This is a genomic window from Citrifermentans bremense R1, assembly GCF_000426865.1.
GTDB lineage: Bacteria > Desulfobacterota > Desulfuromonadia > Geobacterales > Geobacteraceae > Geomonas > Geomonas bremensis.
Genome location: NZ_AUGE01000030.1, coordinates 15,515 through 40,671, shown reverse-complemented (window position 1 = coordinate 40,671; position 25,157 = coordinate 15,515). Strand labels below are relative to the sequence as shown.

At 61.9% G+C, this 25,157-nt stretch carries 21 protein-coding genes; 11 read left to right on the top strand and 10 right to left on the bottom strand.

Annotated elements, in window-relative coordinates; translation table 11 throughout:
- The 3 genes from K419_RS0115820 to K419_RS0115810 form a co-directional block, all read right to left on the bottom strand.
- The coding region (locus K419_RS0115820) for a DEAD/DEAH box helicase (protein WP_026842439.1) at nucleotides 1-1,256 on the bottom strand (1,256 nt) is incomplete at its 3' end.
- 459 nt (nucleotides 1,257-1,715) lie between these two features.
- Nucleotides 1,716-2,000, bottom strand: a complete 285-nt coding sequence (locus K419_RS0115815; protein WP_012528627.1) for an HU family DNA-binding protein — start codon at nucleotides 1,998-2,000, stop codon at nucleotides 1,716-1,718.
- Nucleotides 2,001-2,218: 218 nt separating this feature from the next.
- Nucleotides 2,219-4,702 carry a penicillin-binding protein 1A gene (locus K419_RS0115810; protein ID WP_026842438.1) on the bottom strand — a complete coding sequence of 828 codons (2,484 nt, stop codon included), beginning with the start codon at nucleotides 4,700-4,702 and terminating at the stop codon, nucleotides 2,219-2,221.
- A gap of 462 nt (nucleotides 4,703-5,164) precedes the next feature.
- On the opposite strand from K419_RS0115810, the gene K419_RS0115805 reads away from it, so the two are divergent.
- The 4 genes from K419_RS0115805 (at nucleotide 5,165) to gdhA (ending at nucleotide 10,718) form a co-directional block, all read left to right on the top strand.
- Nucleotides 5,165-5,968: a triphosphoribosyl-dephospho-CoA synthase gene (locus K419_RS0115805; RefSeq protein ID WP_012528629.1), complete on the top strand. Its 804-nt coding sequence runs from the start codon at nucleotides 5,165-5,167 to the stop codon at nucleotides 5,966-5,968.
- 204 nt (nucleotides 5,969-6,172) lie between these two features.
- A complete protein-coding gene (locus tag K419_RS0115800; protein WP_026842437.1) occupies nucleotides 6,173-7,885 on the top strand; it encodes a DUF4388 domain-containing protein in 1,713 nt (570 codons plus the stop codon).
- Nucleotides 7,886-7,928: 43 nt separating this feature from the next.
- Nucleotides 7,929-8,999 (top strand): type IV pilus twitching motility protein PilT, encoded by a 1,071-nt coding sequence (locus K419_RS0115795; RefSeq protein WP_026842436.1) that lies wholly within the window; start codon nucleotides 7,929-7,931, stop codon nucleotides 8,997-8,999.
- A 369-nt stretch (nucleotides 9,000-9,368) separates the two neighbouring features.
- The gene (gene gdhA / locus K419_RS0115790) at nucleotides 9,369-10,718 is read left to right on the top strand and encodes an NADP-specific glutamate dehydrogenase (protein ID WP_026842435.1); all 1,350 of its coding nucleotides are present in this window, start codon (nucleotides 9,369-9,371) and stop codon (nucleotides 10,716-10,718) included.
- A gap of 200 nt (nucleotides 10,719-10,918) precedes the next feature.
- Here gdhA and K419_RS0115785 read toward each other — a convergent pair whose 3' ends face one another.
- Nucleotides 10,919-11,599 carry a YceH family protein gene (locus K419_RS0115785; RefSeq protein ID WP_026842434.1) on the bottom strand — a complete coding sequence of 227 codons (681 nt, stop codon included), beginning with the start codon at nucleotides 11,597-11,599 and terminating at the stop codon, nucleotides 10,919-10,921.
- 212 nt (nucleotides 11,600-11,811) lie between these two features.
- Here K419_RS0115785 and K419_RS0115780 point away from each other — a divergent pair, with 212 nt between their 5' ends.
- The gene (locus K419_RS0115780; protein WP_026842433.1) at nucleotides 11,812-12,531 is read left to right on the top strand and encodes a lytic transglycosylase domain-containing protein; all 720 of its coding nucleotides are present in this window, start codon (nucleotides 11,812-11,814) and stop codon (nucleotides 12,529-12,531) included.
- A gap of 11 nt (nucleotides 12,532-12,542) precedes the next feature.
- On the opposite strand, the gene K419_RS0115775 is transcribed toward K419_RS0115780, so the two are convergent.
- Nucleotides 12,543-13,787 (bottom strand): LysM peptidoglycan-binding domain-containing protein, encoded by a 1,245-nt coding sequence (locus K419_RS0115775; protein WP_026842432.1) that lies wholly within the window; start codon nucleotides 13,785-13,787, stop codon nucleotides 12,543-12,545.
- A gap of 41 nt (nucleotides 13,788-13,828) precedes the next feature.
- Entirely contained in the window at nucleotides 13,829-15,289 is a 1,461-nt protein-coding gene (locus tag K419_RS0115770) for a histidine kinase (protein WP_026842431.1), read from the bottom strand.
- Between the two features lie 234 nt (nucleotides 15,290-15,523).
- Here K419_RS0115770 and K419_RS0115765 point away from each other — a divergent pair, with 234 nt between their 5' ends.
- From K419_RS0115765 to K419_RS0115745, 5 genes are all read left to right on the top strand, one after another.
- Entirely contained in the window at nucleotides 15,524-16,309 is a 786-nt protein-coding gene (locus K419_RS0115765) for a rhomboid family intramembrane serine protease (RefSeq protein WP_026842430.1), read from the top strand.
- Nucleotides 16,310-16,337: 28 nt separating this feature from the next.
- Nucleotides 16,338-16,625, top strand: a complete 288-nt coding sequence (locus K419_RS0115760) for a hypothetical protein (protein ID WP_026842429.1) — start codon at nucleotides 16,338-16,340, stop codon at nucleotides 16,623-16,625.
- A 96-nt stretch (nucleotides 16,626-16,721) separates the two neighbouring features.
- Nucleotides 16,722-17,246, top strand: a complete 525-nt coding sequence (locus K419_RS0115755) for a shikimate kinase (RefSeq protein ID WP_026842428.1) — start codon at nucleotides 16,722-16,724, stop codon at nucleotides 17,244-17,246.
- 44 nt (nucleotides 17,247-17,290) lie between these two features.
- Entirely contained in the window at nucleotides 17,291-18,619 is a 1,329-nt protein-coding gene (locus tag K419_RS0115750; RefSeq protein WP_226377714.1) for a HAMP domain-containing protein, read from the top strand.
- Nucleotides 18,616-19,119, top strand: a complete 504-nt coding sequence (locus K419_RS0115745; protein ID WP_026842426.1) for an outer membrane protein assembly factor BamD — start codon at nucleotides 18,616-18,618, stop codon at nucleotides 19,117-19,119. Before K419_RS0115750 ends, K419_RS0115745 begins: the two co-directional genes overlap by 4 nt.
- A 106-nt stretch (nucleotides 19,120-19,225) precedes the next feature.
- On the opposite strand, the gene K419_RS0115740 is transcribed toward K419_RS0115745, so the two are convergent.
- The 4 genes from K419_RS0115740 to uvrA form a co-directional block, all read right to left on the bottom strand.
- Nucleotides 19,226-20,212, bottom strand: coding sequence for a serine/threonine protein kinase (locus K419_RS0115740; RefSeq protein WP_026842425.1), 987 nt, complete (start codon nucleotides 20,210-20,212; stop codon nucleotides 19,226-19,228).
- Nucleotides 20,213-20,372: 160 nt separating this feature from the next.
- Nucleotides 20,373-20,939, bottom strand: a complete 567-nt coding sequence (locus tag K419_RS0115735) for a hypothetical protein (protein ID WP_026842424.1) — start codon at nucleotides 20,937-20,939, stop codon at nucleotides 20,373-20,375.
- Between the two features lie 97 nt (nucleotides 20,940-21,036).
- The gene (locus tag K419_RS0115730) at nucleotides 21,037-21,237 is read right to left on the bottom strand and encodes a hypothetical protein (RefSeq protein WP_026842423.1); all 201 of its coding nucleotides are present in this window, start codon (nucleotides 21,235-21,237) and stop codon (nucleotides 21,037-21,039) included.
- Nucleotides 21,238-21,264: 27 nt separating this feature from the next.
- Nucleotides 21,265-24,108 carry an excinuclease ABC subunit UvrA gene (uvrA, locus tag K419_RS0115725; protein ID WP_026842422.1) on the bottom strand — a complete coding sequence of 948 codons (2,844 nt, stop codon included), beginning with the start codon at nucleotides 24,106-24,108 and terminating at the stop codon, nucleotides 21,265-21,267.
- 223 nt (nucleotides 24,109-24,331) lie between these two features.
- Here uvrA and K419_RS0115720 point away from each other — a divergent pair, with 223 nt between their 5' ends.
- On the top strand, nucleotides 24,332-25,093 hold the full coding sequence (locus tag K419_RS0115720) for a pentapeptide repeat-containing protein (protein WP_026842421.1): 762 nt from the start codon (nucleotides 24,332-24,334) through the stop codon (nucleotides 25,091-25,093).
- Nucleotides 25,094-25,157 lie beyond the last annotated feature (64 nt).

Below are 25,157 nucleotides of genomic sequence, written 5' to 3'. Positions count from 1 at the left end.
CCCTGGTCGGAACGCCCCTGGTCGGAACGCCCTTTGGGGGCGAACCCTTTCTTGCGCGGATCGAAGGAGGGACGCCCCTTCCTCGCGCCGGGCGCACCGCTGTTCCCTCTCCTCAGGGGGCGGGTCGGCTCGAAACCTTCGACCACGTGCATCGGCAGCTTCTTCCCGGTGAAGCGCTCGATGCGGTCGAGGTAGACGACCTCGTTCATGGAGCAGAAGGAGATGGCGATGCCGGTAGCACCGGCGCGGCCGGTCCTGCCGATGCGGTGCACGTAGTCCTCGGCGAATTTCGGGAGGTCGTAGTTGATGACGTGGCTGATGCCGGTAACGTCCAGGCCGCGAGCCGCTACGTCCGTCGCTACCAGCAGGCGCACCTTGCCGCGGCGCATGTTGGTGATGGTCTTGTTGCGTGCTCCCTGGGACATGTCGCCGTGCAAGGCCGCCGCGGCGTGACCCTGGGAGTAGAGCTCGAAGGCAAGCTGGTCGGCGTCCTTCTTGGTGGCGGAGAAGATGATCGCCTTGGTGACGCTTGCGTCGGAAACCAGGTGCTGCAGCAGGCGGTTTTTGTGGCGCATGTCGTCGGTGACGTGCAGGCGCTGCTCGATTTGCAGGTTGGCGACTTCCGTCCCTTCCACCGCCACCCGGACCGGGTCCTTGAGCAGGCGCTGGGCCAGTTTCGCCATGGCGTCGTCCATGGTCGCGGTGAAGAGGAGCGTCTGGCGCTCGGCGGGGGCCGCGTCGGCGATGCGGTCCACGTCCTCGGAAAAGCCCATGTCCAGCATGCGGTCCGCCTCGTCCAGCACCAGCATCTCCAGCCTGGAGAAGTTGATGGAGCGGCGGTCCAGGTGGTCGATCAAGCGCCCGGGGGTTGCCACGATGATGTCGACCGGCTGGGCCAGGAGCATCATCTGGTCGCGGTAGGGCATCCCGCCCAGGATGGAACCGCAGCGCACCCGCATGAACTTGCCGTAGCTTCTCACCGCGTCCACCACCTGGATGGCCAGTTCGCGGGTCGGGGTGAGCACCAGGATCCTCGGGCCCTTGCCGCGCGCCGGCGACGGGGTGAGCAGGCGCTCCAGCGCGGGGAGCACGAAGGACGCGGTCTTGCCGGTCCCGGTCTGTGCGCTGCCGATCAGGTCGCGCCCGGAGAGCGCGAGCGGAATCGACTCCGCCTGGATCGGGGTGGGCTGCGTGTAGCCGCAGGCCTGGATTGCTTTGAGGATGGGTGCGGAGAGGTTCAGAGTTTCAAAAGACATGTGATTCCTTTGCTCCCTTTTTTGGCAAAAGCGCACGGCGACACAGCCCGAAGATCCCCGGGGGCGGCGGTCGGCTCTTTTTGCAAAAGGGTCGGTGAAGTGTTGGGCGTGAGAGGGCCGCTGCGACAGCATTTGTCGCGAAGCAATTAAAAGCTGAAACGGCAACACGCCTTATGACCGGCAAACCAAACATCGTCGCCAACCATAGCTGCTGCCGCATTTCTTGTGGGGATTAACCTGAATGCGAAGGGGTTGGATCGATGGGAAGGGGGATGCCCCCTGATGGAACTGAGTCAGTCAGGCAAACAGCTTTACTACAGCCATCCGTATAAGGCAAGCTTTTATTTTGGCCAAAGCGTATACCTCTACTAAAAAGAAAACCCCGCATAAGCGGGGTTTTCTGTGCGTGCCGGGGACGGTGCGACAGTCGCGGAGGGGCACGTCTCTTCTGGTCCGGTGCTACTTCTTCTTGGCGGCGATGGCGTCTTTGAGAGCCTTGCCGGGGCGGAACTTGGGCACCTTGGCTTCGGCAATCTTGATTTCCTTGCCGGTCTGCGGGTTCCTGCCGGTACGGGCCTGACGGGAGGCCACTTCGAAGCTGCCGAAGCCGACCAGGGTTACCCTGTCTCCCTTCTTCAATGCGCCGCTGACGCTGGAGATGAATGCACCGACGGCCTTCTCAGCTGCGCCTTTGGGGATGTTTGCGGACTTTGCCACTGCTTCGACCAGTTCTGCTTTAGTCATGTGAGACCCTCCTTGGCTGGATTAAATTAGGGTCACTATAATCATATATTCGCAGTTTGCAAGGGTTTTATTGGAATAAACCCCTTTTTTTCCAGAACTGGAGCGGTTTTAGCCTCCGGCGGGAGCCGTGAAACCGCGCCTGGCGCACCTTCGCGGCGCTGCCGCCGTCGCCTTTTACTTCCGAGCCATGTCTGCTTAAGCGCAGTGAAAACAGCATGTTACGGGGCGGAGCCCGCATCGGCCTGCGGCTCGGCGCCGTAGCTGGTCGGTTCCGTCCCGGCGATGAAACATTCCTGCACCGCGCCGGGGGTCCCTTCGCGTGCCAGATGCCCCGTGCGGGGGTCGATGAGGGCGAAGGTGACGTTCCCCGGGGTGGGGAACGACTTCACCGGAAGGCCGGCGAGGGCGCGCTGCATGAAGTCGGTCCAGATCGGCGCTGCCGCCTGGCCCCCCGACCCTCCGGCTCCCAGGCTCCGCTCCTGGTCGTACCCTACCCACACCCCCGCCACCAGTTGCGGCACGTATCCCACGAACCAGGCATCCTTCATGTCGTTGGTGGTCCCGGTCTTGCCGGCGACCGGCCTCCCCACGGCGCGCGCCCTGCCGCCTGTGCCGCTGGTGACGACGCTCTGCATCAGGTTGGTCATGATGAAGGCGGTCTCAGGCGGGATCACCGGAAAGCCCCCCCCTGTGGCCGAGTTCAAGACGGCTTCGGCGGGCTTTTGTGCCGCTCCTTCCCCATCCTCGCCTGGCGCCGGGTTCTCACCCCCTTCGCCGGCAGACGACATGCGGCTGAAGACGGGGATCTTCGGCTCCGCCGTCTCCTCGAGCACGTTCCCCTCGCGGTCGAGCACTTTGGTGACGAAGTAGGGGGTGGTCCGGTAACCGCCGGAAGCGAACACGGCATAGGCGCTGGTGAGCTCGATAGGGGTCACCGAGGAGGAACCGAGGGCGAGGGTCAGGTTGCTGGCCAAGGGAGAGGTGATCCCGATCTTCTTGGCGTATTCGATGGCGGTTCCCACCCCGATCTGTTCCAGGATCTTCACGCTCACCACGTTGATCGACTCGGTGAGCGCCTCGCGCATGGTGACCGGTCCGCGGTAGACGTTGTCGTAGTTCTTGGGCTTCCAGGCCTTCTCCGCACCGCTTTCGTATTCGACCTGGGAGTCGTCGATGACGCTTGCGGTGGTCATGCCGTTGTCCAAAGCGGCGGCGTAGATGACCGGCTTGAACGCGGAGCCCGGATTCCGCTTGGCCTGCATGGCGCGGTTGAACTGGCTCTTTTTGAAGTCGTACCCCCCGACCATGGCGCGCACCCCCCCGGTCAACGGGTCAAGGGCTATCAGCGCCGCCTGCGCCTCAGGGACCTGGTCCAGCGCGAACACCGCCCCGGTCCTGTTCTGATCCGGCACCTTCACCTGCAGCTCCAAAACGGCGCCAAGGCCGATGGCGCGCTTCGCCTCAGGCTTTCCGAACCTGGGGATCAGCTCCAGCTTCCCGGCCCATTCCATGTTTTTCCTGGGGACGGTCCCGGTCCGTTCCCCCACCTGCACGGTGAGCTCGCGTTTCGCTGGGTCCACGCCGGTCACCACCCCCTGGTAGACGCTCCCCTCCTTCAGGGAGAGGTCGTCGATCTCGTCCTCGACCTTCTTGCAGAAAGGCTCCACCTCTGCTTCCTGGAGGTACTTCGCGGCCCCCCGGAACCCCTGGCGCTTGTCCACCGCCTTCAGGCCGTTCACGACCGAGGTATAGGCCGCCTTCTGCATCTCTCCGTTCATGGTGGTGTAGATCTTGAGGCCGTCCTTGTAGAGCCGCTCCTCGCCGTACTTTTGCACCAGCTGCTGCCGCACCTGCTCAAGGAAGTAGGCCGACTGCTCCGCGTTCACCTTCTTGAGCGGCTGGATCACGATAGGGGTCGCCTTGGCGTACTGCGCCTCGGCCTGAGTGATGTACCCCTCCTTCACCATCCGCTCCAGCACGTACGCCTGGCGCTCCTTGGCCCGGTCCAGGTGCTTGATGGGGGAGTAGCTGTTGGGGGCCTTGGGGAGCCCGGCCAGCATCGCCATCTCCGCGAGGTTCAGGTTCTCGACTTCCTTGCCGAAGTAGGTCTCGGCCGCAAGCTGCACGCCGTAGGCCCCCGCCCCGAGGTAGATCTGGTTCAGGTAGATGTAGAGGATCTCGTCCTTGGAGAGCCGCTCCTCCATCCTTTTAGCGAGGATCGCCTCCTTGAGCTTGCGGGAGAACTTCTTTTCCGGGGTGAGCAGCATCGACTTGGCGACCTGCTGGGTGATGGTGGAGGCCCCCTCCTTCTTGCGCATGGAAACCAGGTTCTTGAAGGCGGCCCTGGCGATGCCGACGTAATCGATACCCTTGTGCTGGTAGAAGTTCGAGTCCTCGGCGGAGACGAAGGCCTGGATCAGCCGCTTGGGCATCTTGTCTACCGGGACCACCGTGCGCCGCTCCAGGTAGAATTCCCCCACCAGGGTGCCGTCGGCGCCGTAGACCTGGGAAAGGATGGGCGGGCGGTAGTCCGCCAGACGGTCCACCTTGGGGAGCGCTCCCAGAAGGTAAAAGAAATAGCCGATGAAGGCGAGAAACAGGATGGTTGAAACGGTCGCGAAGGCGGCGAGGAGGACTTTGCCTCCCGATCGCTGCTTCAGTCTGCGGTTTTGCTGCCGGGGCTGCGCCTTATAGGTTTCCATAAGTTCTGTGTTTCTCCAGTGGTCGGATGCGCCCGGCAGAGGCGGGGCGTGGTGCCTTGGAAGGTTCGGTACGGCGGGGGTGGCGAGAGCGTTTCCCCCGCGGCGGGGAAGGTGAGCTTCCGGGGCGGTGCATCTGGGTGTCAAGGGCAGGGCCTGCAGCAGGATGCCAGAGCGAGATTATCCTAGAACCACCTATGAATTCAAGGTTATTGTGCAAAGGAGCCTTTGCCGGCGGGGAGTCGCGGGCCGGCGCTTCGCTAAGAAGGAAATATTTATAAAGTTTTCCCGCCGCGACCCGATTGACTCCCTGTCGAGATAGTTCCTGAAGCAGGGTTGGCGCCGGCACCGGTACCCAGGGGGACATGGTCGAGGCCGGATATCGTATACAGGCTTATTTGGCGCCGGAAAAGGTGCTAAGATAGCGCGCTCAAGATACCAACCGGCGACTGACCCCGAGGTGAAATGCGTAACTATCTGGAAAAGCTGGCCCACAACCTGGTGCGCGGCGCGTTCATGGAGCTCTACCTGACCCCGAAGCCGGGGCTCGTCGACCTTGCCGACAGCGGGCCGCTCCCCGGCCTCGACATCGCGATAATGGAGGAGTCCCTCAAGGTAGTGGCCCTGTACCTGCTCGACCTGAGCCAGGCTGTAGCCGGCGGTGCGGACCTGGCCGAGCAGGTGCGCCTTGGCGCCGCAGCCGAGCGGGCGGTGCAGCGGGCCATCGGCAGCAGCTGCCACAAGGGGTACATCTTTCTCGGCGGGCTTCTCATCTGCGCCAGCGCCTGCGCCCCTAGCCGGGACGAGACCGCCTTGCGCGCGTCGATCGCAGCCCTTGCCGCGCGCTTCTTCGAGCACGGCGAGCCCGGCTCCTCCACCCGCGTGCGCAACCGCTTCCAGGGCGGAGGGATCAGGGAGGAGGCCTTGGCCGGCCTCCCCTCCCTGTTCGAACAGGCGCTCCCGGTGTTTAGGCGCGAGGTCGCCAGCGGCAACCGCGGCAGCGCCGTCTTCGCCATGCTGGGGCGCCTGATGCAGACGGTGGAAGACAGCACCACTTTGAAAAGCGGCGGCAGAAGCGGACTGAGGACGGTCCGGGAGGACGGCAGGTACCTGGAGCGGATGGTGGCGCAGCGGGACGACTTCCTCGCCTTCCTCGCCGAGCGGAACTCACACTACACCAGCGCCAGGCTCACCATGGGAGGTGTAGCCGGGGTGCTCGCCCTGGCGCTCGCCTGGCTGAGCCATACCGGCGAGCTCGAGGCTGCCTGAGCCTGCCGCGCCCCCCGCGTCTGCCCATCCTGCCAAAAACCCGAGCAGTTTCGGTTTACTTGACCCTTTACGCATGCTAATATCACGCCGCTTACCAGGGGCCTTGGCAGCCGTAGGGGAGAAGAGCCTTCCCGGGCTCGGCCCCCGAAAGTAAAGCCGAAGGTTCTTCATACCCGCAACACCAGCCAATATAAGGGTACCTGCATGTCATTTGACGGCGATTTAGAGCACCTGCCCATAGTCGACGTGATCCAGCTGCTGCACGCGACCGGCAAGTCCGGCACCTTGACCTTGAAAAGCGCCAAGGGTGAGAGCCAGCTGGCCTTTGTGGACGGGTTCGTGGTGAGCGCGAATCACGTGAACAACAGCGTCAGGATCGGCCAGATCATGCTCGACATGGGGCTGATCACCAAAGAGGACCTCGATCTGGCGCTTAAGGAGCAGAGGTCCGCCGGCTCGCAGCGCAAGCCGATCATCCAGACCCTGATCGAGGGGGGGGGGGTCAAGACTTCGGATGCCTACAAGGGACTCGAAGCGCTGATCGAAATGACCATCGTCGAGGTCCTCACCTGGACCAAGGGGACCTTCTCCCTCGACGTCAACGAGTCCGTCGTTTCCGACGACTACCGCTACTTCCCCGAACAGGTCAAGCAGGAGATCCACCTTAACACGCAGAACCTGCTGATGGACGCCCTGCGCATCTACGACGAGCGTAAGCGCGACGGCACCCTCACCCCCGAGGCCATGTTCGGCACCGCAGAGCCCCCGATGCCGGAAGCGCCCGCCGGCGCCGCTGAGATATCCGCCGTCGACCTGGGGCTGGAGGAACTGGACGAGCTGGAAAGGCGCATCCCCCAGCACTTCGCCCCCCTGGCCGAGGAGCTCCCCGACACCCCGTCCAACAGGCTCCGGGACGAGCTGGCGGGAATCCCCGTGGAGGAACAGCAGCTGCTTTTCCGCTACCTGGAGCAGCTGCCGCAGCCGCAGGAGGGGGCCTTCGCGGGGACCGGGGTGGTGCTCTACGCCACCGACAAGGTGCTGCGCGAATGCGTGGCCGCCGTCTGCGGCGCAAGCTTTCTCTGCGCGACCGACGATCCTTCCCATGTCGATGCGGTCCTCGACCAGGCCCTCTCCAGGCAGCGCCTTCCCTTGCTGCTGGTGGATGCCGGCGAGCCGGGTGACGGCGCTGCTCTGCTCGCGTTCTCGCAGCAAAGACGGGAACGTCATCCCGACCTCCCCATCGTCCTTCTCGCCTCCCCCGGCGACTACGCGCTCTTCGCACGCGCGTTCGACGCCGGAGCCAGTGCGTTTTTGCCCCGCGCCACCAGGAAGGAGCGCGCCGGGAGCTTCATCGCCGATACCATCGAGAGCTGCCGGGCCCTGGCCGGCTACCTGGAAAAGCGCAGCGAGGAGCCCGGGCTCGCGCTGTTGCCCAGGTTCAGAAGCAGCTTTCTGGCCCTTTCGGAGCAGCGCGACCCGCCGGAGGTAACCTTTGCGCTGCTGCAGGCGGCCTGCGGCTTTTTCAAGCGCGGGGTCACCCTGGTGGTGGTGCGCTCCGAACTGATCGCCGAACGCGCCATCGGAGCGAGCGACACGGGCGCCGTCACCTCGGTGAAGCTGCGCATCCCGACCGGCGAGCCCGACCTGTATCAAAAGGCGCTGGAGGGAGAGAGCTACTACGGCGACGCCGACCGCGCCGTGCGCGAGACCATGTTCTCCGCCATCGGGGCTCCCGCCAGCAGCAGGATCCTCCTGCTTCCGGTCAGGAGTTTCGGCAGGGTCATAGCCGTCATCTACGCCGATTTCGGCTCCAGCGCCGGGGGCGATCCTCAACTGCAGCTGCTCGAGATACTCTCCCAACACGCGGGGCTCATCATAGACAACGTGCTCTATCGCAAAAGGTGCGCGCAAAAATAAGAACCAAGTTTCGATGTCATCCATTCAGTTACAGGGGGGGGCCATGGATTCCAAGATCTTCGTCCAAATACTTGAAATAGCCTTCAGCAAGAAGGTTTCCGACGTGCATTTCGAGGTGGACAATCCCCCGTTCTTCCGCGGCAAGGGACAGATCATACGCTCCAAGCTCCCCAGCCTCACCTCCGAGGATACGGAATTCATCGCGTCGCAGATCATGGCACACAACAACCGCCGCTGGGAGGCCGACCAGAAGGAGTTCGACACCTCCTTCTCCCTGCCGAGCGGCGCGCGCTTCCGGGTCAGCATCTTCAAGCAGCGCGGGCACTTCGGCATCATCATGAGGGTCATTCCCGCCAACATCGGCACCTTTGAAGAACTCCGCCTGCCGGCGGTGCTTGGGGAGGTCGCCAAGGCACCCAACGGACTCATCCTGGTGACCGGCCCGACCGGCAACGGCAAATCGACCACCCTCGCCTCGATACTGCGCTACATCAACGAAAACCTCGCCTACAACTGCATCACCATCGAGGACCCGATCGAATTCCTGTTCAAGTCCGAGAAGAGCTGCATCATCCAGCGCGAGGTAGGGATCGACACCGACAGCTTCAGTTCTGCGGTAAAAGCCGCTTTGCGCATGGACCCGGATCTGATCATGGTCGGCGAGATGCGCGACACCGCCACCATCGAATCCTGCCTGATGGCGGCCGAGACCGGCCACCTGGTTCTCTCCACCCTGCACACCCAGGGTGCGGTATCGACCATCAACAGGATCGTCGGGCACTTCCCTCCCGACGCCCAGGAGATCGTGCGCCAAAGGCTTGCGGACATCCTGGTCGCCACCGTCTCGATACGCCTGGTGATGAACAAGACCGGCGAGGCGATCCTTCCGGTCCTCGAGATCATGCGCGCCACCACCACCATCCAAAGCTGCATCAGGGAGGGGAGGCTGGACGAGATCGAGGCGCACATGGAGAACGGCCGCAGCCAGTACCAGATGCAGACCTTCGACCAGCACCTGATCCAGTTACACGAGCAGGAGCAGATCACCATGGAGGACGCCAAGCGGCTTTCCCACTCCATGGACCTGGAACGCAAACTGATGTTCACCAACTAGCCTCGCCATCGCCACGAGAAAAAGGGGGTGCCGTTTATTGCGGCACCCCCCTTTTTTTATCTGCGCCTGCCCTATTTGCCCTGCCGTCGTACCTGTATTTGAGTAAAAACTGACATTAGTTGTGTTGTAAATGTAAACGGTAGGATCCGGTTTTGCACAAAAAGGAAGCAGGGCATCTCAACGTCTCCTGAAAAATTGTCAAATAAATCGGCGGGGTAACAATTGACTGCATCTTTTTCAGGCATAGCTGCACAAAAATGGTTCAGCACGTGCATACAAATGTGGCACTTGACGGGGGAGCTTCCCCCGGCAGTGTGAAACTGATTAAAGAGTGACCAAAACACTCTTACCATGCCACTAGGAGGTAGTATGTCGCCACTGATTGACGAGAAAGTAGAGCCGGTTTTCCAGGAAGTACTCAAGCGCAACCCCGGTGAGGTAGAGTTCCACCAGGCGGTACGCGAGGTCCTCGAGTCCCTCGGACCGGTGCTGGTGAAGCACCCGGAATTCGCCGAGCGCAAGATCATCCAGAGGATCTGCGAGCCGGAGCGCCAGATCATCTTCAGAGTGCCCTGGCAGGACGACGCAGGGAACGTGCACATCAACCGCGGCTTCCGCGTCGAATTCAACAGCTCCCTCGGCCCCTTCAAGGGCGGCCTGCGTTTCCATCCCTCGGTCTACCTCGGTATCATCAAGTTCCTCGGCTTCGAGCAGATCTTCAAGAACTCCTTGACCGGTCTTCCGATCGGCGGCGGCAAAGGCGGCTCCGACTTCGATCCCAAAGGGAAGTCCGACAACGAAATCATGCGTTTCTGCCAGAGCTTCATGACCGAACTGTACCGTCACCTGGGCGAGCACACCGACGTTCCCGCGGGCGACATCGGGGTGGGCGGACGCGAGATCGGCTACATGTTCGGCCAGTACAAGCGCATCACCAACCGCTACGAGCCCGGCGTCCTCACCGGCAAAGGCCTCGACTGGGGCGGGTCGCTGGTGCGCACCGAGGCGACCGGCTACGGCGCCACCTTCTTCGTAGATGCGATGCTTAAGGTGCGCAAAGAATCCTTCGACGGCAAGGTCTGCTCCGTTTCCGGCTCCGGCAACGTCGCCATCTACACCATTGAAAAGATCCACCAGCTGGGCGGCAAGTGCGTCAGCTGTTCCGACTCCAACGGCGTCATCTACCACGAGAAAGGGCTCGACCTCAACCTGATCAAGCAGCTCAAGGAAGTGGAGCGCCGCCGCATCGAGGACTACGCCAAGTACCACAAGGACGCCAAGTACATCGCCAATGGCAAGATCTGGGATATCCCCTGCCAGGTGGCGATGCCTTCCGCGACCCAGAACGAGATCAACGGCAAGGACGCAGCGACCCTGGTCAAAAACGGCTGCATTGCGGTCGGCGAAGGCGCCAACATGCCGACCACTCCCGAAGGGGTCAAGGTGTTCCTCGAGGCGAATATCGCCTACGGCCCGGGTAAGGCCGCCAACGCAGGCGGCGTGGCCACCTCCGCTCTGGAGATGCAGCAGAACGCTTGCCGCGACGCTTGGACCTTCGAATACACCGAGCAGCGTCTGGCGCAGATCATGAAGAACATCCACGACACCTGCTATCAGACCGCAGAAGAGTACGGCACCCCCGGGAACTACGTGAACGGCGCCAACATCGCCGGCTTCATCAAGGTCGCCAAGGCGATGGTCGCACATGGCCTGATCTAGTAGGAAGCTGCACCGTTACAGAAAAAAGAAGGCCCGACAGAGATGCCGGGCCTTCTTTTTTTGCCTGCTTTTGCCGGGTTGCCAAGCTCCAGCTTAGGAACCCAACGCGGCTCAAAGCTAGAGCTTTGCATGCCGGAGGAACCTGGAGCTTCGATGGGCTTTGCGCTCCCAAGGTGGACCTTGGGAACGAGGTCTGGAGCTTAGGCGAAGGCCTCCATCATCTCCTGCACCTCCCGGCGCAGTGCGGCGATCTCCTGCCGCAGCGAACCTATGCCTTCCTCGAGCCGCTCCAGCCGCTCGTTTCCTGCCGCGGGGCGCCCGACAGCCGCTCTCGGGCCTGCCGGCGGCTCCATCTCCTCCGATAGGTCCGGCTCGTCGGGGAACTCAGGCAACCCCCCGAAGACCTGGAGGTAACGCTGCTCCTTGCGCCCGGGTTGGCGCGGCAGCCTCACCACCAGGGGGGGGCCGTGTTGCTGCAGCTTCCGCAGGGTCTCCTCAACCGTATCGATGTCACCCATTTCGGTCATGCGCTCGCCGCGGCTGCGCAACTCGGCCGGAGTCTGGGCCCCCCGCAACATCAGTTCTGCCAGTACTGCACGCTCGGCGGCGGCAAGCCTCAAGTTGTCGGCTGCCGAATGGCAGTACTTTGCGACCCGTCCTCCGGTCGTGGTGAGCCTCGCGAGGCCTCGTGCGCCCAGCGCTTCCAAGCCGCGCAGCAGGTCGGCCTCGGTTACCGACATCACGGGATCGCGGTTTGATTTCTGGTTGCACGCGCTTGCCAAGGCGTTGAGGGTCAGGGGATAGATCTCGGGAGTGGACAGCTCCTTCTCCATGAGGCACCCAAGGATCCTTATTTCCAGCTCGCTCAGGTTCATTCTCATCAGCTGCTCCTTCTGCCCCCGGGGGGTGGCCGGAAGCGCCGCGCGGCAAGGTGCGGCGGTTTGGCATATTAGCTGGTGACATCATCAGCCGGAAAAGGTATTATTGGCCGGATTGTGCCCGGCCGCGAACGGAGGCCCGGCCTGATATCCGCAGGTAAACTCACCCCAGCAAGCCTCCTGCAGATGACCCTACATCCCCAAAAGAGGTCCCGATGACAGGTAAAGCCAAACTGCTTCTTGCGGTTGCCGCCTTGAACCTGGCGCTGGCAAACGATGCTTCCGCCTTCTGTTTCGAAGAGGCCGGCCAGCAATACGGCATCAATCCGCAGATCCTACGCGCCATAGCCAAGGTCGAATCCAATTTCAACCCCGCCGCCGTCAACTACAACACCAACGGTTCCTACGATTTCGGGCTGATGCAGATCAACTCCATCTGGGCTCCCACCATCGGCAAGGGGCGCTGGAATTCGCTCGGCGACCCGTGCAACAGCGTGAAGACCGGGGCCTGGATACTGTCCATGTGCATGGAGAAGTACGGCTACACCTGGAAGGCCATCGGCTGCTACAACAGTCAGACCCCCGACAAGCGCGACAAATATTCCAAGAAGGTGTTCGACCAGTTGCAGCGCGTGAAGCCGTTGAAGCAGGAAGCGGCCTATACGCCGCTCAACAGGAGGATCGAGGATCTGGTACGGGACAAGGTTGAGGGCTGGGTCGACGATGCAGCCAAGGGAAAAGGGGAGGAATTCACCGTGAAGGTGAAAGGGGCGATCCCGTCCCCGAAAGAGGTGCTGAAGGAGGAAACTCCTTCCTTGGCAGAGTCGTCTCTGCAGAGCGCGCTTCCCGGCAACATCCAGCAGAACTCGCTGGCCCCCAGTGCCGGGGACCCCGGCATGGAGCAGGGGGACGCGGCAGCATCCCCCATTCCGTAATTCAGGCCATCCTATTTCGGGCCGCACCCGAGGGGCAGCACCCACTTGTGCCCCGGGGGCGGCGCGCCTTCCGTAAGCAACACCCGTCTCCCCCCCGCGTCTTCCTGCTGGAGCAGGTAGCCCGCCGCCTGATTACCCCCTGACAGTGGATAATTTCCGAACGCCGGTTCGATGCCCACGAGCTTGAACAGCTTCTCAGAGGTGGTCTTGAAGTCCTCGCCTCCGCTCAGCATGAGTACGCGGTACCCTGCCGCCTCAAGCAGCCTGATCAGGGTGTAGTTGTACGGGTCGCTTTCACCGATGCTGATGACGTAGCGTGCGCCCTTGTACTCGAAGTAGCGGTCCACCCTGATGCTGAAGGTAGTGGGGGCGCCGCTGCCGGAGTGGATGATTTTGCTCTTGCTCCAGGAGGTCGAGAGGGCGTTGAGCAGCGAGTCGACGATGGCTGCCGTGTTTTTCTTGGCCGCGGGGCAGACCCAGGTGGCAGCCTGCGGCACAGCAGGAGGAGCCGGTACTGCGGCCGGCGCTGCCGGTGCGGGAACAGAAGCGGGAGCGGGAGCCTTTACAGCAGGAGCCGGAACGGGAACAAGAGCCGGAGCAGGTTTCGCCGCGGGTGCGGCAGGTGCAGGCTCAGCAGGGCGAGGCGCAGGTGCCGGTTCAGGTGCCCTCGGTGCAGGCTCCGGAGCCCTCGGTGCCGCTTCGGGTGCCTGCGGGGCAGGGGCCGACGGCGCGGCAGGCGCTTTCTCGTGGGATGTCTTAGCCTCGGGGGCGGCGGTCCGAGGCTTTTCCTTGTGTTTCTCTTTCCTGGGATGGTGTCCGCTTGTTGCCTGCTTTCCCTGTGCGGGTATCAGCAGGGTGCGTCCCACCGTCAGCGCCTTGATGTTGCTGATGTTGTTGATCCGCACGATCTCAGGTGTCAACCGTTCCGCGGCCTCGTTGGACATCCCGAAGTTCACCATGAGGATCTTGAAGATGTGGTCCCCCGGCTTTACCGTATAGCGGACGTACTCCCCGGAAGCACTGGAAGGTGCTGCTCCCTTGGCGGGACGAGGAGTCTCCCCGGGTGCTTCCTTTTTAACCGGGGTGTGCTTTTGGGCCGGAGCCTCTTTCTTTGCCGGTTTCGGGGCTGGGGCAGGCTTTTGCCGGTCCAACTCCTTCAGGTCGATTTCATACTGGGGGGGTGCTGCGTGCAACTGGCACGGCAGCGAAAGGAGCGCCAAGAGGAGCATTCCCTTGGCCTTGGTCGGATTGGTCATCAAGTTACCTCACTTCCTTTATTTCAGGACCGGCGGGGCCATCAACGGTAATAAACGACAAAGCCCTTCATCGTGCGGTTGTTGTGGTTGCGATAGATGGTGAGCGCGGTGTTCCCTTTGGTGCTGCCCTGCTCGACCAAGTAGCCTCCCTTCTTTTCGCTCGACTCGACGCGGTAGTCGTCCGCCCCGCCGAACTCCCGCAGGATCCTCCTGAAGAGGTCCTCGGAAATCGCCCCGCCGTCGACAGAAACCACCTGAAGGGCTTTGTACAGGTGGTTCTCGCGGAAGAGCTTGTATTCCGCCCTGAGCCCCAGGTAGCGCTCCCACCCCGGGTGGGTCTTGCCGTATTGCAGGTCGGGCTTGGTTCCTTTCAGCACCGGGGGGAGCCGCTCGGCTCCGCGCTTGGCGGCAGGTTTCGCTGCAGTGGCGGCAGGCGGGGCCGCCTTTTGTGCAGCCGGCGCGGTCGGCTCGGGACGCGCAGCCGTAGCGGGTGGCGGTGGCGGCGCTGGTTTTGCCGTCTGGGGAGTAGCGGGCGGTAGAGCCGGTTGTGCTGGGGGGGGGGCGGGCTTTTCCGCAAGGGCGGCCGGCGGAGCGGCAGGGGCTGCCTTCGGCGGCAGGGCTTGGGGGGAGGCGGATGGCTTCGCCGCCGGCTTGAAAGCCTGTGCGATTTCGATATTTGCCGGCGACCTCTTGCCCACGGTGTAGGAGATGAACGGGATGGCGATCAGCACCAGGGCGGGCAGGATGAGAAGGTATGGGCGGCGGCTCTTTTTCTTTTCCGCCCGGCGCATCGCTTCCAGCAGGGTCTCTCCGGCATAAATGTCGTCCGGCCGCACCGGTTGCCCGGCAGCGACGGGCGAAGCTGGCGTTTTTCCTGTCCCGGCGCCGCTCTTTCCGATCTCGACCCGCTCCTCAACCTCAAGGAGGCTTGCCTTGATGGGGGCGACGTTAGCTGCGGCGCGTTGTATTGCCTCCTCGAAAGGGGAGGCTTCCGGGTCGGCAACCCGGGAGGGGGAAGCCGCGAAAGCGCCAGAGCGCTCGGCTTCCTTCTCTTCCGTATCCGGTGGCGACGCGGGCGGCGCGGCCTCTTTCGCGGCGGCAGGCTTGGTCGCCGAAGGCGCTTCGATGCCCCCTTGCTCCGGGAGCGGGGCGCCGGTCACTACCGCCAGCAGAGTCTGCGCCAGGAGGTCGTCCGCAAGGGTGAGGTCGACCGACTGCCTGCCGTGCTTGCGCGCTTGTTCAGCATCCTCGGCATCGCCTGCCAAAAGCACCAGCACGGCACCCTTGTGCAGCATCTTCTCCAAGTGCCGCAGCAGTATGTCCCCGGAAAAACCGGAGATGCGGCTCTGCACGAAGGTGAAGTCGCACGGGGAAGCGGTGATCTGCGCCTCGCCCGAGGGGAGGGTCGATGCCGTATGCAGTTTCAGCACTTCCTTCCCTTCCAGGGTTTGGAAGATGCGCTGCACCCTTTCGGTATCCGATATTAAGAGGACGCTGGTCATGTTTTCCTTTTCATCTAGAATTCGCGACATTTTAGGGGAGGGGAGCGCAATAATCAATATTATTCAACCCATGGGATCAAATTGCAGCTCCAGGGCACCTGCCTGATAACGAGAGCGATGGTTGCGCTTTAATAAAGTAATGTGGTAGATTGCGCGACGTATTCCGACCATGAGGGCCGATTCGCTAACTCTCGGCAGCGTGCTGCCGGCTCAAAAAGGACCCGATCCCGCGCAATGAGAATCATAGACCTGCTGGAAAGAAAGCTTGGACGCTTCGCGATCCCGAACCTGACCCTATATCTGATCGCTGGACAGTCGTTTTTCTACGTCATGTACCTCACCGGCAAGCTGGAGCGGAGTTCTACCTACTTCTCCGCCGATCTGCTGATGGCGGGAGAGTGGTGGCGCATCTTCACCATACCTTTCGACCCACCGCGTTCCGGCGTGCTCTTCACGCTGATCGCCTGGTATTTTTTCTACATGCTCGGCTCGGCGCTTGAAGAGTACTGGGGGGCCTTCCGTTACAACGCCTACCTTTTCCTTGGGTGCCTGATCACGCTGGGGGCGTCCTTCCTGGTGCCGGCCTACCCGATCAGCAACGCCTTTCTCGCCGGCTCGGTTTTCCTTGCTTTCGCCGCCTTGTTCCCTGAATTCGAGATCCTGCTCTTCTTCATACTCCCGGTGAAGATCAAGTGGCTTGCCCTGCTTACCTGGCTGGGCTACGCTTACCAGTTCACTTTCGGGGATTGGACGGCGCGGGTGATGGTGCTGGCGGCGACTGCCAACTTCCTGATCTTTTTCGCCAGGGACATCCTGCTGAATCTGAGGCAGGGGCGGCGGCAGATAGCAAGGACGGTGGCGAAGGCGCCCAGGAAGGAGCAGCCACTGACCCACAAGTGCACCACCTGCGGCATCACCGACAAAACCGACCCCGAGATGGATTTCCGCTACTGCCCCAAGTGCAACGGACAGTACGGCTACTGCAGGGATCATATCTTCAGCCACGAGCATAAGAAGTAGCGACGAGAGAGCCGGACATGGAGGAGAAATGCTGAACCAGCTTAACAATATCGGGGATGAAGTCTATCAGACCTGGAGCTACGAACAGCGGCACGAGGAGATCGGCAAGTTGGTTGAGGGTTTCAAAAACGGCCTGCCGGTGCAGATCCTTTGCCACCTCTCCACCTCCATCGCGGGAAGCACCGCAGAGGCGGCGGGCCATCTCTGCGCTTTCCTGTCGCGCCGGGAGCGCAAGGCGATCGTGAACCGCGAGGCCGGCGCCAACAAGATGCTGCGCGAACTTCTGGAAGCGACGCTGCTGCCGGCGAAGAACTGACCGAACCCTGCCTTGAATTTGGCTTAGGACTTGAGGCGGCTTCAGGGATGGGGCCTGCGGCAGCGCGTCGACAACCATTTCGGCGCTGGAGCGGTTATGCAGACGATGGCACTTATTGGGATGCCCGGGTCGGGTAAGAGCGCTGTGGGGAGAATCATCGCCGACAGGCTGGGCTGGGATTTCCTGGACACGGACCGGCTCATAGAGCAGCGCTTTGGCCTCAAGCTGCAGGCTGTGATCGACCAGGTGGGGACTGAGGCCTTCAGCCTGATAGAGGAGGAAACGGTACTGAGCCTGGACCCGGCGGAGCGTACCGTGATTTCCACCGGCGGGAGCGTCGTCTACTCGGAGGCCGCCATGCGCCACCTTTGTTCCATCTCCACGGTTGTTTTTCTCGATCTTCCCATTGATGCCATCCGGAGCCACATATCTTTGGAAGCGCCGCGCGGCATCGTCGGAATGGATGAAGGCGGACTGGAACAACTTTATGAACAGAGGTTCCCGCTTTATCGCAGGCATGCGCAGATAGTGGTTCTGCTAGACAGTTGCACCACACAAGAGGCGGCAGCAAGGGTACTGTCACAGTGGAAGGAGTATGTTGCTTCGGACCGACAGCGTTGACTTTGCTCTCAGCGTCCTCTAATATCTAGCCCATGTCATCACCCATGAATACAAATGCTCCCGCGAAGCTCAGCCTGCCAAGGCTGACCCTGATACAGAAGATCGGCGCGGGGTATGCCGCCATGGCCTTTTTCACCATGGCAGCACTCGTCTTCTCTACTTTCAACATCTACAAGAGCAACAACACTTCCAGGCAAATCGTGAACAACGATCTTCCGGTAATGAGCGCCCTCATTGAACTTCGCACCTCGCTTCTGGCCCAGGAAGGGTTTGCCGGTAAATACGCCATCCTGCACGATCCCGCTTTCATCGAACTGTTCCGGCAGCGCGAGTCGGAAGCGCTTCATAACCTGGCGGTCTTGGAGCGCTCAGGCGCGCAGCAGGACGTAACACATTTAAAGCAGCTGTACCTAAGCTACCAGGGCGCGTCGGCGAAACTGTTCTCCGGTACCCCGGGGAGCGAAATTGGCTTGCGGCGGTCGGCGCGGCAGCTTCTGGACGCGGTGGACGCTACCTACATTAAGCGTAAAGCGATCCTGCACGCGGTGCTGGCAAAGGCGAACGAGCAGCAGAAGGCCACCATCTGGTGGACGGTGGCCATCTCCCTGACCGGGTTCCTGCTGGCCATAGGGGTCGCCCCCTTCGTCACCTATCGCATCTTCGGCGCCATCAGGAAATTGCAAAGCGCAACGCACAGGATCGCCGCCGGGGATTTCGACTACGACCCGCAGATCCCGCTCGGGGACGAGATCAGCGACCTGGCGAGGGATTTCACCAAGATGGCGGCGAGGCTAAAGGTACTCGAACAGATGAGCCTCGATGCCAGCCCCCTGACCAGGCTCCCCGGCAATTTCGCCATCGAACGGGAACTGGAGGAGCGGCTGAAAAGCGGGGCATCCTTCGCCTTTTGTTACGCCGACCTGGATAACTTCAAGCCGTTCGGCGATCATTACGGTTATGCCAAGGGGAGCGAGCTGCTTCGGCTGACAGGCGACCTGATCCAGGCGGCGGTCAAGGCGCAAGCAGGCGGCGCCGGCTTCGTCGGCCACGTGGGAGGCGACGACTTCGTGATGGTGGTACCGACCGACAGGGTAAAACCCGTCTGCGAGACGGTGATTGCGAACTTCAACGCCGAGGTTGTGAAGCACTACAGCCAGCAGGACCTGAAGGCAGGCGGCATCGAGGGATGCGACCGCTACGGGGTGCAGCGCTTCTTCCCGGTGGTCACCATTTCCATCGCCGCGATCATCTGCGGCAGGGACCAATTCTCCTCGGCCGTAGACATTGCCAGGGCAGCGGCCAAAGTGAAGGACAGCGCCAAGGAGACCCCGGGAAGCAACTATCTTGTAGGGACACCAGGGGATGCAGCATGAAAAAGCAAGCAGCTTTGTTTATCGTCATCTCGCTTTGCTCGGGATGCGCCATCACAGGCAAGAGCCCTCAGGGCAACCTGGTGCAGCGTTATGCGGCGTCCAGGCAATTGGAGCAGGCCGATGAGATGCTGGAGAAGGGGGATAAGGCCGGTGCGGTCAAAGCGCTCCATGCCGTGGTCAGCGCACCCGCGGCTCCCGGAGTAACCGATCAGGCGCTTTTCCGTCTGGCCCTTTTGACCTTGAAGCCTGGGCTGGAACGGCCGGCATCGGCACAGGCCCAGCAGCTTCTCAAGCGTCTGGCAAGGGAGTACCCCAAGAGCCCCTGGACCGCGCAGGCGGACCACCTGAACGACCTGATCGAGGTGGCGGACGATTTGAGGCGCCAGAACAAGAGCCTCAAGGGGAACAACCAGTCCCTCACCAAGGAGGTCAACGACCTGAACAAGAACCTCGAACGGCTGAAGCAGCTCGATCAGGAACTGGAAAAAAGCGCGCGCTGATTGCCGGGCATCCGGACGGAAATGGCGCGGGGGGCGGCTGCAAGCTGCAACTGTCGCGGTGGTTATAAAAAAAGGCGATCGGTCACGATCGCCTTTTTTTATGCTTTCAAGGAAGTTCCAGGGGCGGCTCGTCGAGCGCAGACAACTGCTCGCGCAGCTGCAGGATATGCTCGCCCCAGTAGCGCACCGTGTTGAACCAGGGGAAGGTGATTGGGAAGGTGGGATCCTCCCAGCGCCGGGCCAGCCAGGCGCTGTAGTGCAGCATGCGCAGTGCGCGCAGCGGCTCCACCAGCCTGAGTTCTCCGGGGTGGAAATCGCGGAATTCGGTGTATCCCTTCACCAGTTGTTCCAGCTGCACCAGTTGGCGCGACCGCTCTCCCGAAAGCATCATCCAGAGGTCCTGCACCGCCGGCGCCATGCGGGCGTCGTCGAAGTCGACGAAATGCGGCGCGCCGTCCCGCCACAGGATGTTGCCGGCATGGCAATCGCCATGCGCCCTGATCTGGGTCACCCCTTGCGCGTTGGCGAAGGCAGCGTCGATGGCGGAAAGGAGCTGGTCGGTGACCGCCGTGTAGCTCGCGCGGTACTCCTCGGGGATGAAGCGTTCCTTGATGAGGGCTACGCTGTCGTGCCCGAAGCTGCGGCTTTCCAGGGTGGGGCGCACCTTGAAGGGGCGTATGGCGCCGATGCTGTGAATGCGCCCCAGCATTCTCCCGAGGATCACCAGATTCTCGTCGTTGTCGAACTCGGGGGCGTGCCCCCCCTGGCGCGGGTAGAGGGCGAACCTGAACCCGTCGAAATGGAACAGGGTCTCGCCAGCCGGGTTCACCCAAGGAGCGACCACCGACAGCTCGTGTCCGGCCAGTTCGAGGCAGAACTGGTGCTCTTCCCTGATCTGCTCGTCGCTCCAGCGCCCAGGGCGGTAAAACTTCGCGATCAGCGGCTTTTCTTCTTCGATCCCCACCTGGTACACGCGGTTCTCGTAACTGTTCAAGGCGGAAGTGCGGCAGTCGCAACGGAATCCCTGGCTTTCGACGGCGTCCATGATGAAGTTGGGGGTGAGGGTGGAAAAGGGATGGGAGGTTTCTTTCATAAATGGCGCTTCTCCTCTGCGTGGCGCCCTGATCGGCCCAGCGCCTCTAAGATATCACCATTCATTGCGGAAAACCAAGCGAAGAGACGGGCGCGGCCGCGGAACCCTCAGGCTGGCCCGGCTGGGGAAAGGTCTTGCAGTGGAACTGTAGGCGGGGGGGTTAAAGCGCGCGGGTGACAAAGTCCGCGGGGGCTTGGAACGGGCCGAGGGGGTTGACCTGGTCGTTGACCTGGTCGATCTTCGGTTCGCCGCTGGAGAGTTTGTAGGCTACGTGGTGGTTGACGAAGACGATGAGGGCTTTGAAACGCCACCCTGTCTCCTGGCTTTTGCGCTTGAAGTTGAAGATATCGAGCCAGAAGTTCCCTATCCGTTTGGTATAGGTTCTCTTCGGTTCGAAAAGATAGGCCCGGCAGTCGGCCCTGGCCTTGAGGCAGGCCTGCAGGCCAGGATCCAGGTCCTTGTTCGGGATCGCCTGGACGGTCGCGGCTATGTCCAGGTAGTTCAGGAGCTTCAAGTTGGGAGCCGAGGTCACGTCGAACCCCAGCTTCTGCAGATCCTCGACGGTGGTCTTGCCGATCTCTATCTGGTCGAAGGCCGTCTTCGCGTCGGAATAGTTCTGGAAAGGGGACTCGGTGATGCTTTTGCCCCGCGGCAGCAAGTGGGTGCATCCCGCCTGGGTGAGTAAAAGCAAAAACAGCACGGCTTGTGTGAGGATGAATTTTCGCATGATAAATGCCTTATATAAAGGCGACTTATACAGCCAGGGAAAGAACGTGGCAATTATAACGCAAAAATTTTGAGCGTCAGCTCTGGTTAGAGATAGTTCACGTTTTGTCTGAAAGCTCCCCCATTTCTCCTTTCTTTTTCTGTGCCTTTAAGCCGCAGTACGGGCAGCGCCCTTCGGGAACGGAACGGTCACAGGTCTTGCACCAGTAAGAGAAAATATCCTCGCCGCTGCAGGTGGCGCAACTTTTATGTCTTTGCTCAATGCTGCAGCCGCATTGATTGTCGCGCTTGTCCTTCATCGAGTTCTCCTAGATTCACCGCGTTCGCTAACCTTGTGGCAGCATCTTCTTGAGATACTGCCCGGTGTAGGACCGCTCCACCCTGGAAACCTGCTCCGGGGTACCCACTGCTATCACCTCGCCGCCGCGGTCTCCCCCCTCGGGACCCAGATCGACGATCCAGTCCGCCGTCTTGATCACATCGAGGTTGTGCTCGATGACCACGATGGTGTTTCCCGCATCTACCAGCTTGTGCAGCACCTCCAAGAGCTTCGCTATGTCGGCGAAGTGCAGGCCGGTGGTCGGTTCATCCAGGATGTAGATGGTGCGCCCGGTGGCACGTTTGGAAAGCTCCTTGGCGAGCTTGACGCGCTGCGCCTCTCCGCCTGACAGGGTGGTCGCGGACTGCCCCAGCTTGATGTAACCAAGCCCAACCTCCTCCAGGGTCTGCAGCTTACCCTTCAGGCGCGGGATATGCTCCAGGAAGACCAGCGCCTGGGAGACTGTCATATCCAGGACTTCGGCGATGGAGCGCCCCTTGAAGCGGACCTCCAGCGTCTCCCTGTTGTAGCGCGCCCCCTTGCAAACCTCGCACTGCACGTACACGTCGGGAAGAAAGTGCATCTCGATCTTGATGATGCCGTCCCCGGCGCAGGCCTCGCAGCGCCCCCCCTTCACGTTGAAGGAGTAGCGCCCGGGCTTGTAGCCGCGCATCTTCGACTCGGGGAGTTGGGCGAAGATCTCCCTGATTTCGGTGAAGAGGCCGGTGTAGGTGGCGGGGTTGGAACGCGGCGTGCGGCCGATGGGGGACTGGTCGATGTTGATCACCTTGTCCAGCACTTCCATGCCGTGGATGGCCCGGACCGCGCCGGCCTTTTCCCTGCTTTTATAGAGCCGCTGGTTCAGGGTCTTATAGAGGGTATCGATGATGAGCGAGGACTTTCCCGACCCCGACACCCCGGTGATGCAGGTCATTACTCCGAGCGGCAGGTCGACCGAGACGTCCTTCAGGTTGTTCTCGTTGGCCCCCTCGATGGAGAGGAACCGGCTCCCTTTCCTGCGCTTTTTGGGGATCGCTATCGTCAGCGCGCCCGAGAGGTAGCGGCCGGTGAGCGAATGGGGGTTGGCCATGATCTCGGCGGGGGTGCCTTCTGCCACCACCTCGCCGCCGTGGATCCCGGCGCCGGGTCCCATGTCGATGACCCAGTCCGCCTCGGAGATGGTTTCCTCGTCGTGCTCAACCACGAGGACCGTGTTGCCGATGTCCCGCAGGTGCCTCAGGGTAGACAAGAGCCTGCCGTTGTCGCGCTGGTGCAGGCCGATGGAAGGCTCGTCCAGGATGTAGAGCACCCCGACCAGCGAGGAGCCAATCTGGGTCGCGAGCCGGATCCTCTGCCCCTCGCCGCCGGAGAGGGTTCCCGAGGAGCGATCCAGCGACAGGTAGTCGAGGCCGACGTTGACCAGGAAGTTAAGCCGCTCCCTGATCTCCTTGAGGATCCTCCGGGCGATGTCCTCTTCCTTCTCGGTGAGCGCCAGAGAGTCGAAGAAGGAGAGCGCGTCCTGGATGGAATAGGCGGTTACCTGCTGAATGTTTTTTCCACCCACCCTGACGAAGAGCGCCTCTTTCTTGAGCCTCGCCCCCTGGCAGGTGGGGCAGGGCATCACGTCCATGTACTTCTCCAGCTCCTCCCGCACCTGTTCGGAGTCGGTCTCGCGATGGCGCCGCTCCAGGTTGTTCAGCACCCCTTCGAACGCCTTCTTGTAAGTGTGCCGCTTCCCTGCGTCGTCCACCCACCAGAAATCGACCAGCTCCCCCCCCGAGCCGTTTAGGATCACGTCTTTCGCCTTCTTGGAGAGCTGCTTGTAAGGGGTGTGCAGGTCGAAGCCGTAGCTTTTGCCCAAGGCGGCGAGGGTCTGCTGGTACCATCCGGAGAAGCGCGTCTCCCAGGGGGCGACGGCGCCTTCGGCCAGGGTGAGGTCGTGGTCCGGCACCACCAGGTTGGTGTCCAGATACATCCTGGTGCCGAGGCCGGTGCAGTCTGGGCAGGCGCCGTAGGGGTTGTTGAAGGAGAACATGCGGGGGGTCATCTCTGGATAGGAGATGCCGCACTCGATGCAGGCGGCCGACTCGGAGAAAAGGAGCGTTTCTTCCTTGATGCCGCGCTCCGCGTCCGGGGAGAGGGCCACCTTGACGATTCCCTCCGCGTGCGAGAGTGCCGTCTCCAGCGAATCGGCGAGCCGCTTCTCGATCCCCGGCTTCACCACCAGGCGGTCGACGACGATGTCTATGTCGTGCTTTTTCTTCTTGTCCAGGGTGATCTCTTCCGAGAGGTCATAGGTCTCGCCGTCAACGACGACACGGGCGAAGCCGTCTTTCCTGAACTGGGTCAGTTCCTTTTTGTACTCCCCTTTCCTGCCTCGCACGATGGGTGAGAGGAGCGTTAGCTTCGCACCCTGCGGCAGCGCCGCTATCTGGTCCACCATCTGCGAAACGGTCTGGGAGGTGATGAGCCGGCCGCAGTTGTAGCAGTGCGGCTTGCCGATCCGGGCGAAGAGCAGGCGCAGGTAGTCGTAGATTTCGGTGACGGTGCCAACCGTGGAGCGGGGGTTCTTGCTGGTCGTTTTCTGCTCTATGGAGATGGCAGGGGACAGCCCCTCGATCGACTCGACGTCGGGTTTTTCCATCTGCTCCAGGAACTGGCGCGCGTAGGCGGAGAGCGACTCCACGTAGCGGCGCTGCCCCTCGGCGTAGATGGTGTCGAAGGCGAGGGTGGATTTTCCCGACCCAGAGATGCCGGTGATCACCACCAGCTGGTCCCGGGGAATTTCCACGTCTATGCATTTGAGGTTGTGCTCGCAGGCACCTTTGATGATGATCTTGTCCGTTGCCATGTTGCTCCCGTAACAGTTGTCTTAGGCCGTGCCCAGCGCGGCACGATTGACAAATATAGCACAGCCCCCCTTGCTAATGCATCCGCCAATGTAATGAGACTCCGCAGACACGGGGGCTAATGTATTCGTCTTTCAGTTTTGGGGCCTTCTGCCGATAAGGGGAAAAGTTTCATCCTTCCCCGGCTGTCCCGGGGACAGAACATATATCGTCACGGAGGCGTCCATGAATCGCCGTCTTTTATCCCATACCGCGTATATTTCCCTCGCTGCCTGGCTTCTTGCCGCGGCTCTCCCCGCGACCGACGCTTGTGCGGCCGCCCCAGGGACCCCGGCAGCCCCCGCAGCCCCGGCGAAGGCTGGCGCCGCTCCCGCTACGACCGGTGCCGCGCCAAAAGATGCCGCCAGCGCTGACGCCCGCGCGCTCAATGAGGCCAAGGCGAAGCTGGCGGCCTTGGCCAAGGAGGGGGCTAGCGAAGGCCCCTCGGCGGCGGCCGACAAGAAGGCTCAAGTGAAGAAAAAGGCGCCCGCTAAAAAAAAGAAAAAAGGAGCGGTCAAAGCGGGCCCGAAAGCGAAAAAGAAGGCGAAGAAAGCGGCTAAGTCCGCTGAGGTGAAAAAAGGGGCGAAGTCTGCAGAAGCGAAGGTGAAGGTCCTGAACCGGCACATGACGCAGGCCGAGCTGCAGGGGATCCTATCGACAACGCGCGACTTCTCCGGCACCGACTTGAGTGGGGTGAACCTGGTCGGCTACGATCTGACCGGTGCCAATTTAAGCAGGACCAACCTCCATGGCGCCAACCTGGAGCGGGCCAAGCTTGATGAGACGGACTTGGAACTGGCTGACCTGACCGGCGCCAACCTGCGCGGCGCCTCCCTGAACCAGGCCCGCCTGCGGGGAACGAGGCTCGCGGGCGCGAAGCTTGAGGGGGCGCTTTGGACCGACAAGACGGTTTGCCGGAAAGGTTCGGTCGGAAGCTGCATCGAGTAGCGCCGGGACCTTGAGTCGCTGCAAAACGAAAAAGCCCCCGGAGCTCTAAGCTCCGGGGGCTTTT

Bases quoted from the DNA above. Each gene is read 5' to 3' on its own strand.
- K419_RS0115770 (WP_026842431.1), bottom strand. From the start codon at position 15,289: ATGACCAGCGTCCTCTTAATATCGGATACCGAAAGGGTGCAGCGCATC.
- K419_RS0115810 (WP_026842438.1), bottom strand. From the start codon at position 4,702: ATGGAAACCTATAAGGCGCAGCCCCGGCAGCAAAACCGCAGACTGAAG.
- K419_RS0115720 (WP_026842421.1), top strand. From the start codon at position 24,332: ATGAATCGCCGTCTTTTATCCCATACCGCGTATATTTCCCTCGCTGCC.
- K419_RS0115730 (WP_026842423.1), bottom strand. From the start codon at position 21,237: ATGAAGGACAAGCGCGACAATCAATGCGGCTGCAGCATTGAGCAAAGA.
- K419_RS0115735 (WP_026842424.1), bottom strand. From the start codon at position 20,939: ATGCGAAAATTCATCCTCACACAAGCCGTGCTGTTTTTGCTTTTACTC.
- gdhA (WP_026842435.1), top strand. From the start codon at position 9,369: ATGTCGCCACTGATTGACGAGAAAGTAGAGCCGGTTTTCCAGGAAGTA.
- K419_RS0115775 (WP_026842432.1), bottom strand. From the start codon at position 13,787: ATGACCAATCCGACCAAGGCCAAGGGAATGCTCCTCTTGGCGCTCCTT.
- K419_RS0115805 (WP_012528629.1), top strand. From the start codon at position 5,165: ATGCGTAACTATCTGGAAAAGCTGGCCCACAACCTGGTGCGCGGCGCG.
- K419_RS0115765 (WP_026842430.1), top strand. From the start codon at position 15,524: ATGAGAATCATAGACCTGCTGGAAAGAAAGCTTGGACGCTTCGCGATC.
- uvrA (WP_026842422.1), bottom strand. From the start codon at position 24,108: ATGGCAACGGACAAGATCATCATCAAAGGTGCCTGCGAGCACAACCTC.
- K419_RS0115760 (WP_026842429.1), top strand. From the start codon at position 16,338: ATGCTGAACCAGCTTAACAATATCGGGGATGAAGTCTATCAGACCTGG.
- K419_RS0115785 (WP_026842434.1), bottom strand. From the start codon at position 11,599: ATGAGAATGAACCTGAGCGAGCTGGAAATAAGGATCCTTGGGTGCCTC.
- K419_RS0115740 (WP_026842425.1), bottom strand. From the start codon at position 20,212: ATGAAAGAAACCTCCCATCCCTTTTCCACCCTCACCCCCAACTTCATC.
- K419_RS0115780 (WP_026842433.1), top strand. From the start codon at position 11,812: ATGACAGGTAAAGCCAAACTGCTTCTTGCGGTTGCCGCCTTGAACCTG.
- K419_RS0115755 (WP_026842428.1), top strand. From the start codon at position 16,722: ATGCAGACGATGGCACTTATTGGGATGCCCGGGTCGGGTAAGAGCGCT.
- K419_RS0115815 (WP_012528627.1), bottom strand. From the start codon at position 2,000: ATGACTAAAGCAGAACTGGTCGAAGCAGTGGCAAAGTCCGCAAACATC.
- K419_RS0115800 (WP_026842437.1), top strand. From the start codon at position 6,173: ATGTCATTTGACGGCGATTTAGAGCACCTGCCCATAGTCGACGTGATC.
- K419_RS0115795 (WP_026842436.1), top strand. From the start codon at position 7,929: ATGGATTCCAAGATCTTCGTCCAAATACTTGAAATAGCCTTCAGCAAG.
- K419_RS0115745 (WP_026842426.1), top strand. From the start codon at position 18,616: ATGAAAAAGCAAGCAGCTTTGTTTATCGTCATCTCGCTTTGCTCGGGA.
- K419_RS0115750 (WP_226377714.1), top strand. From the start codon at position 17,291: ATGAATACAAATGCTCCCGCGAAGCTCAGCCTGCCAAGGCTGACCCTG.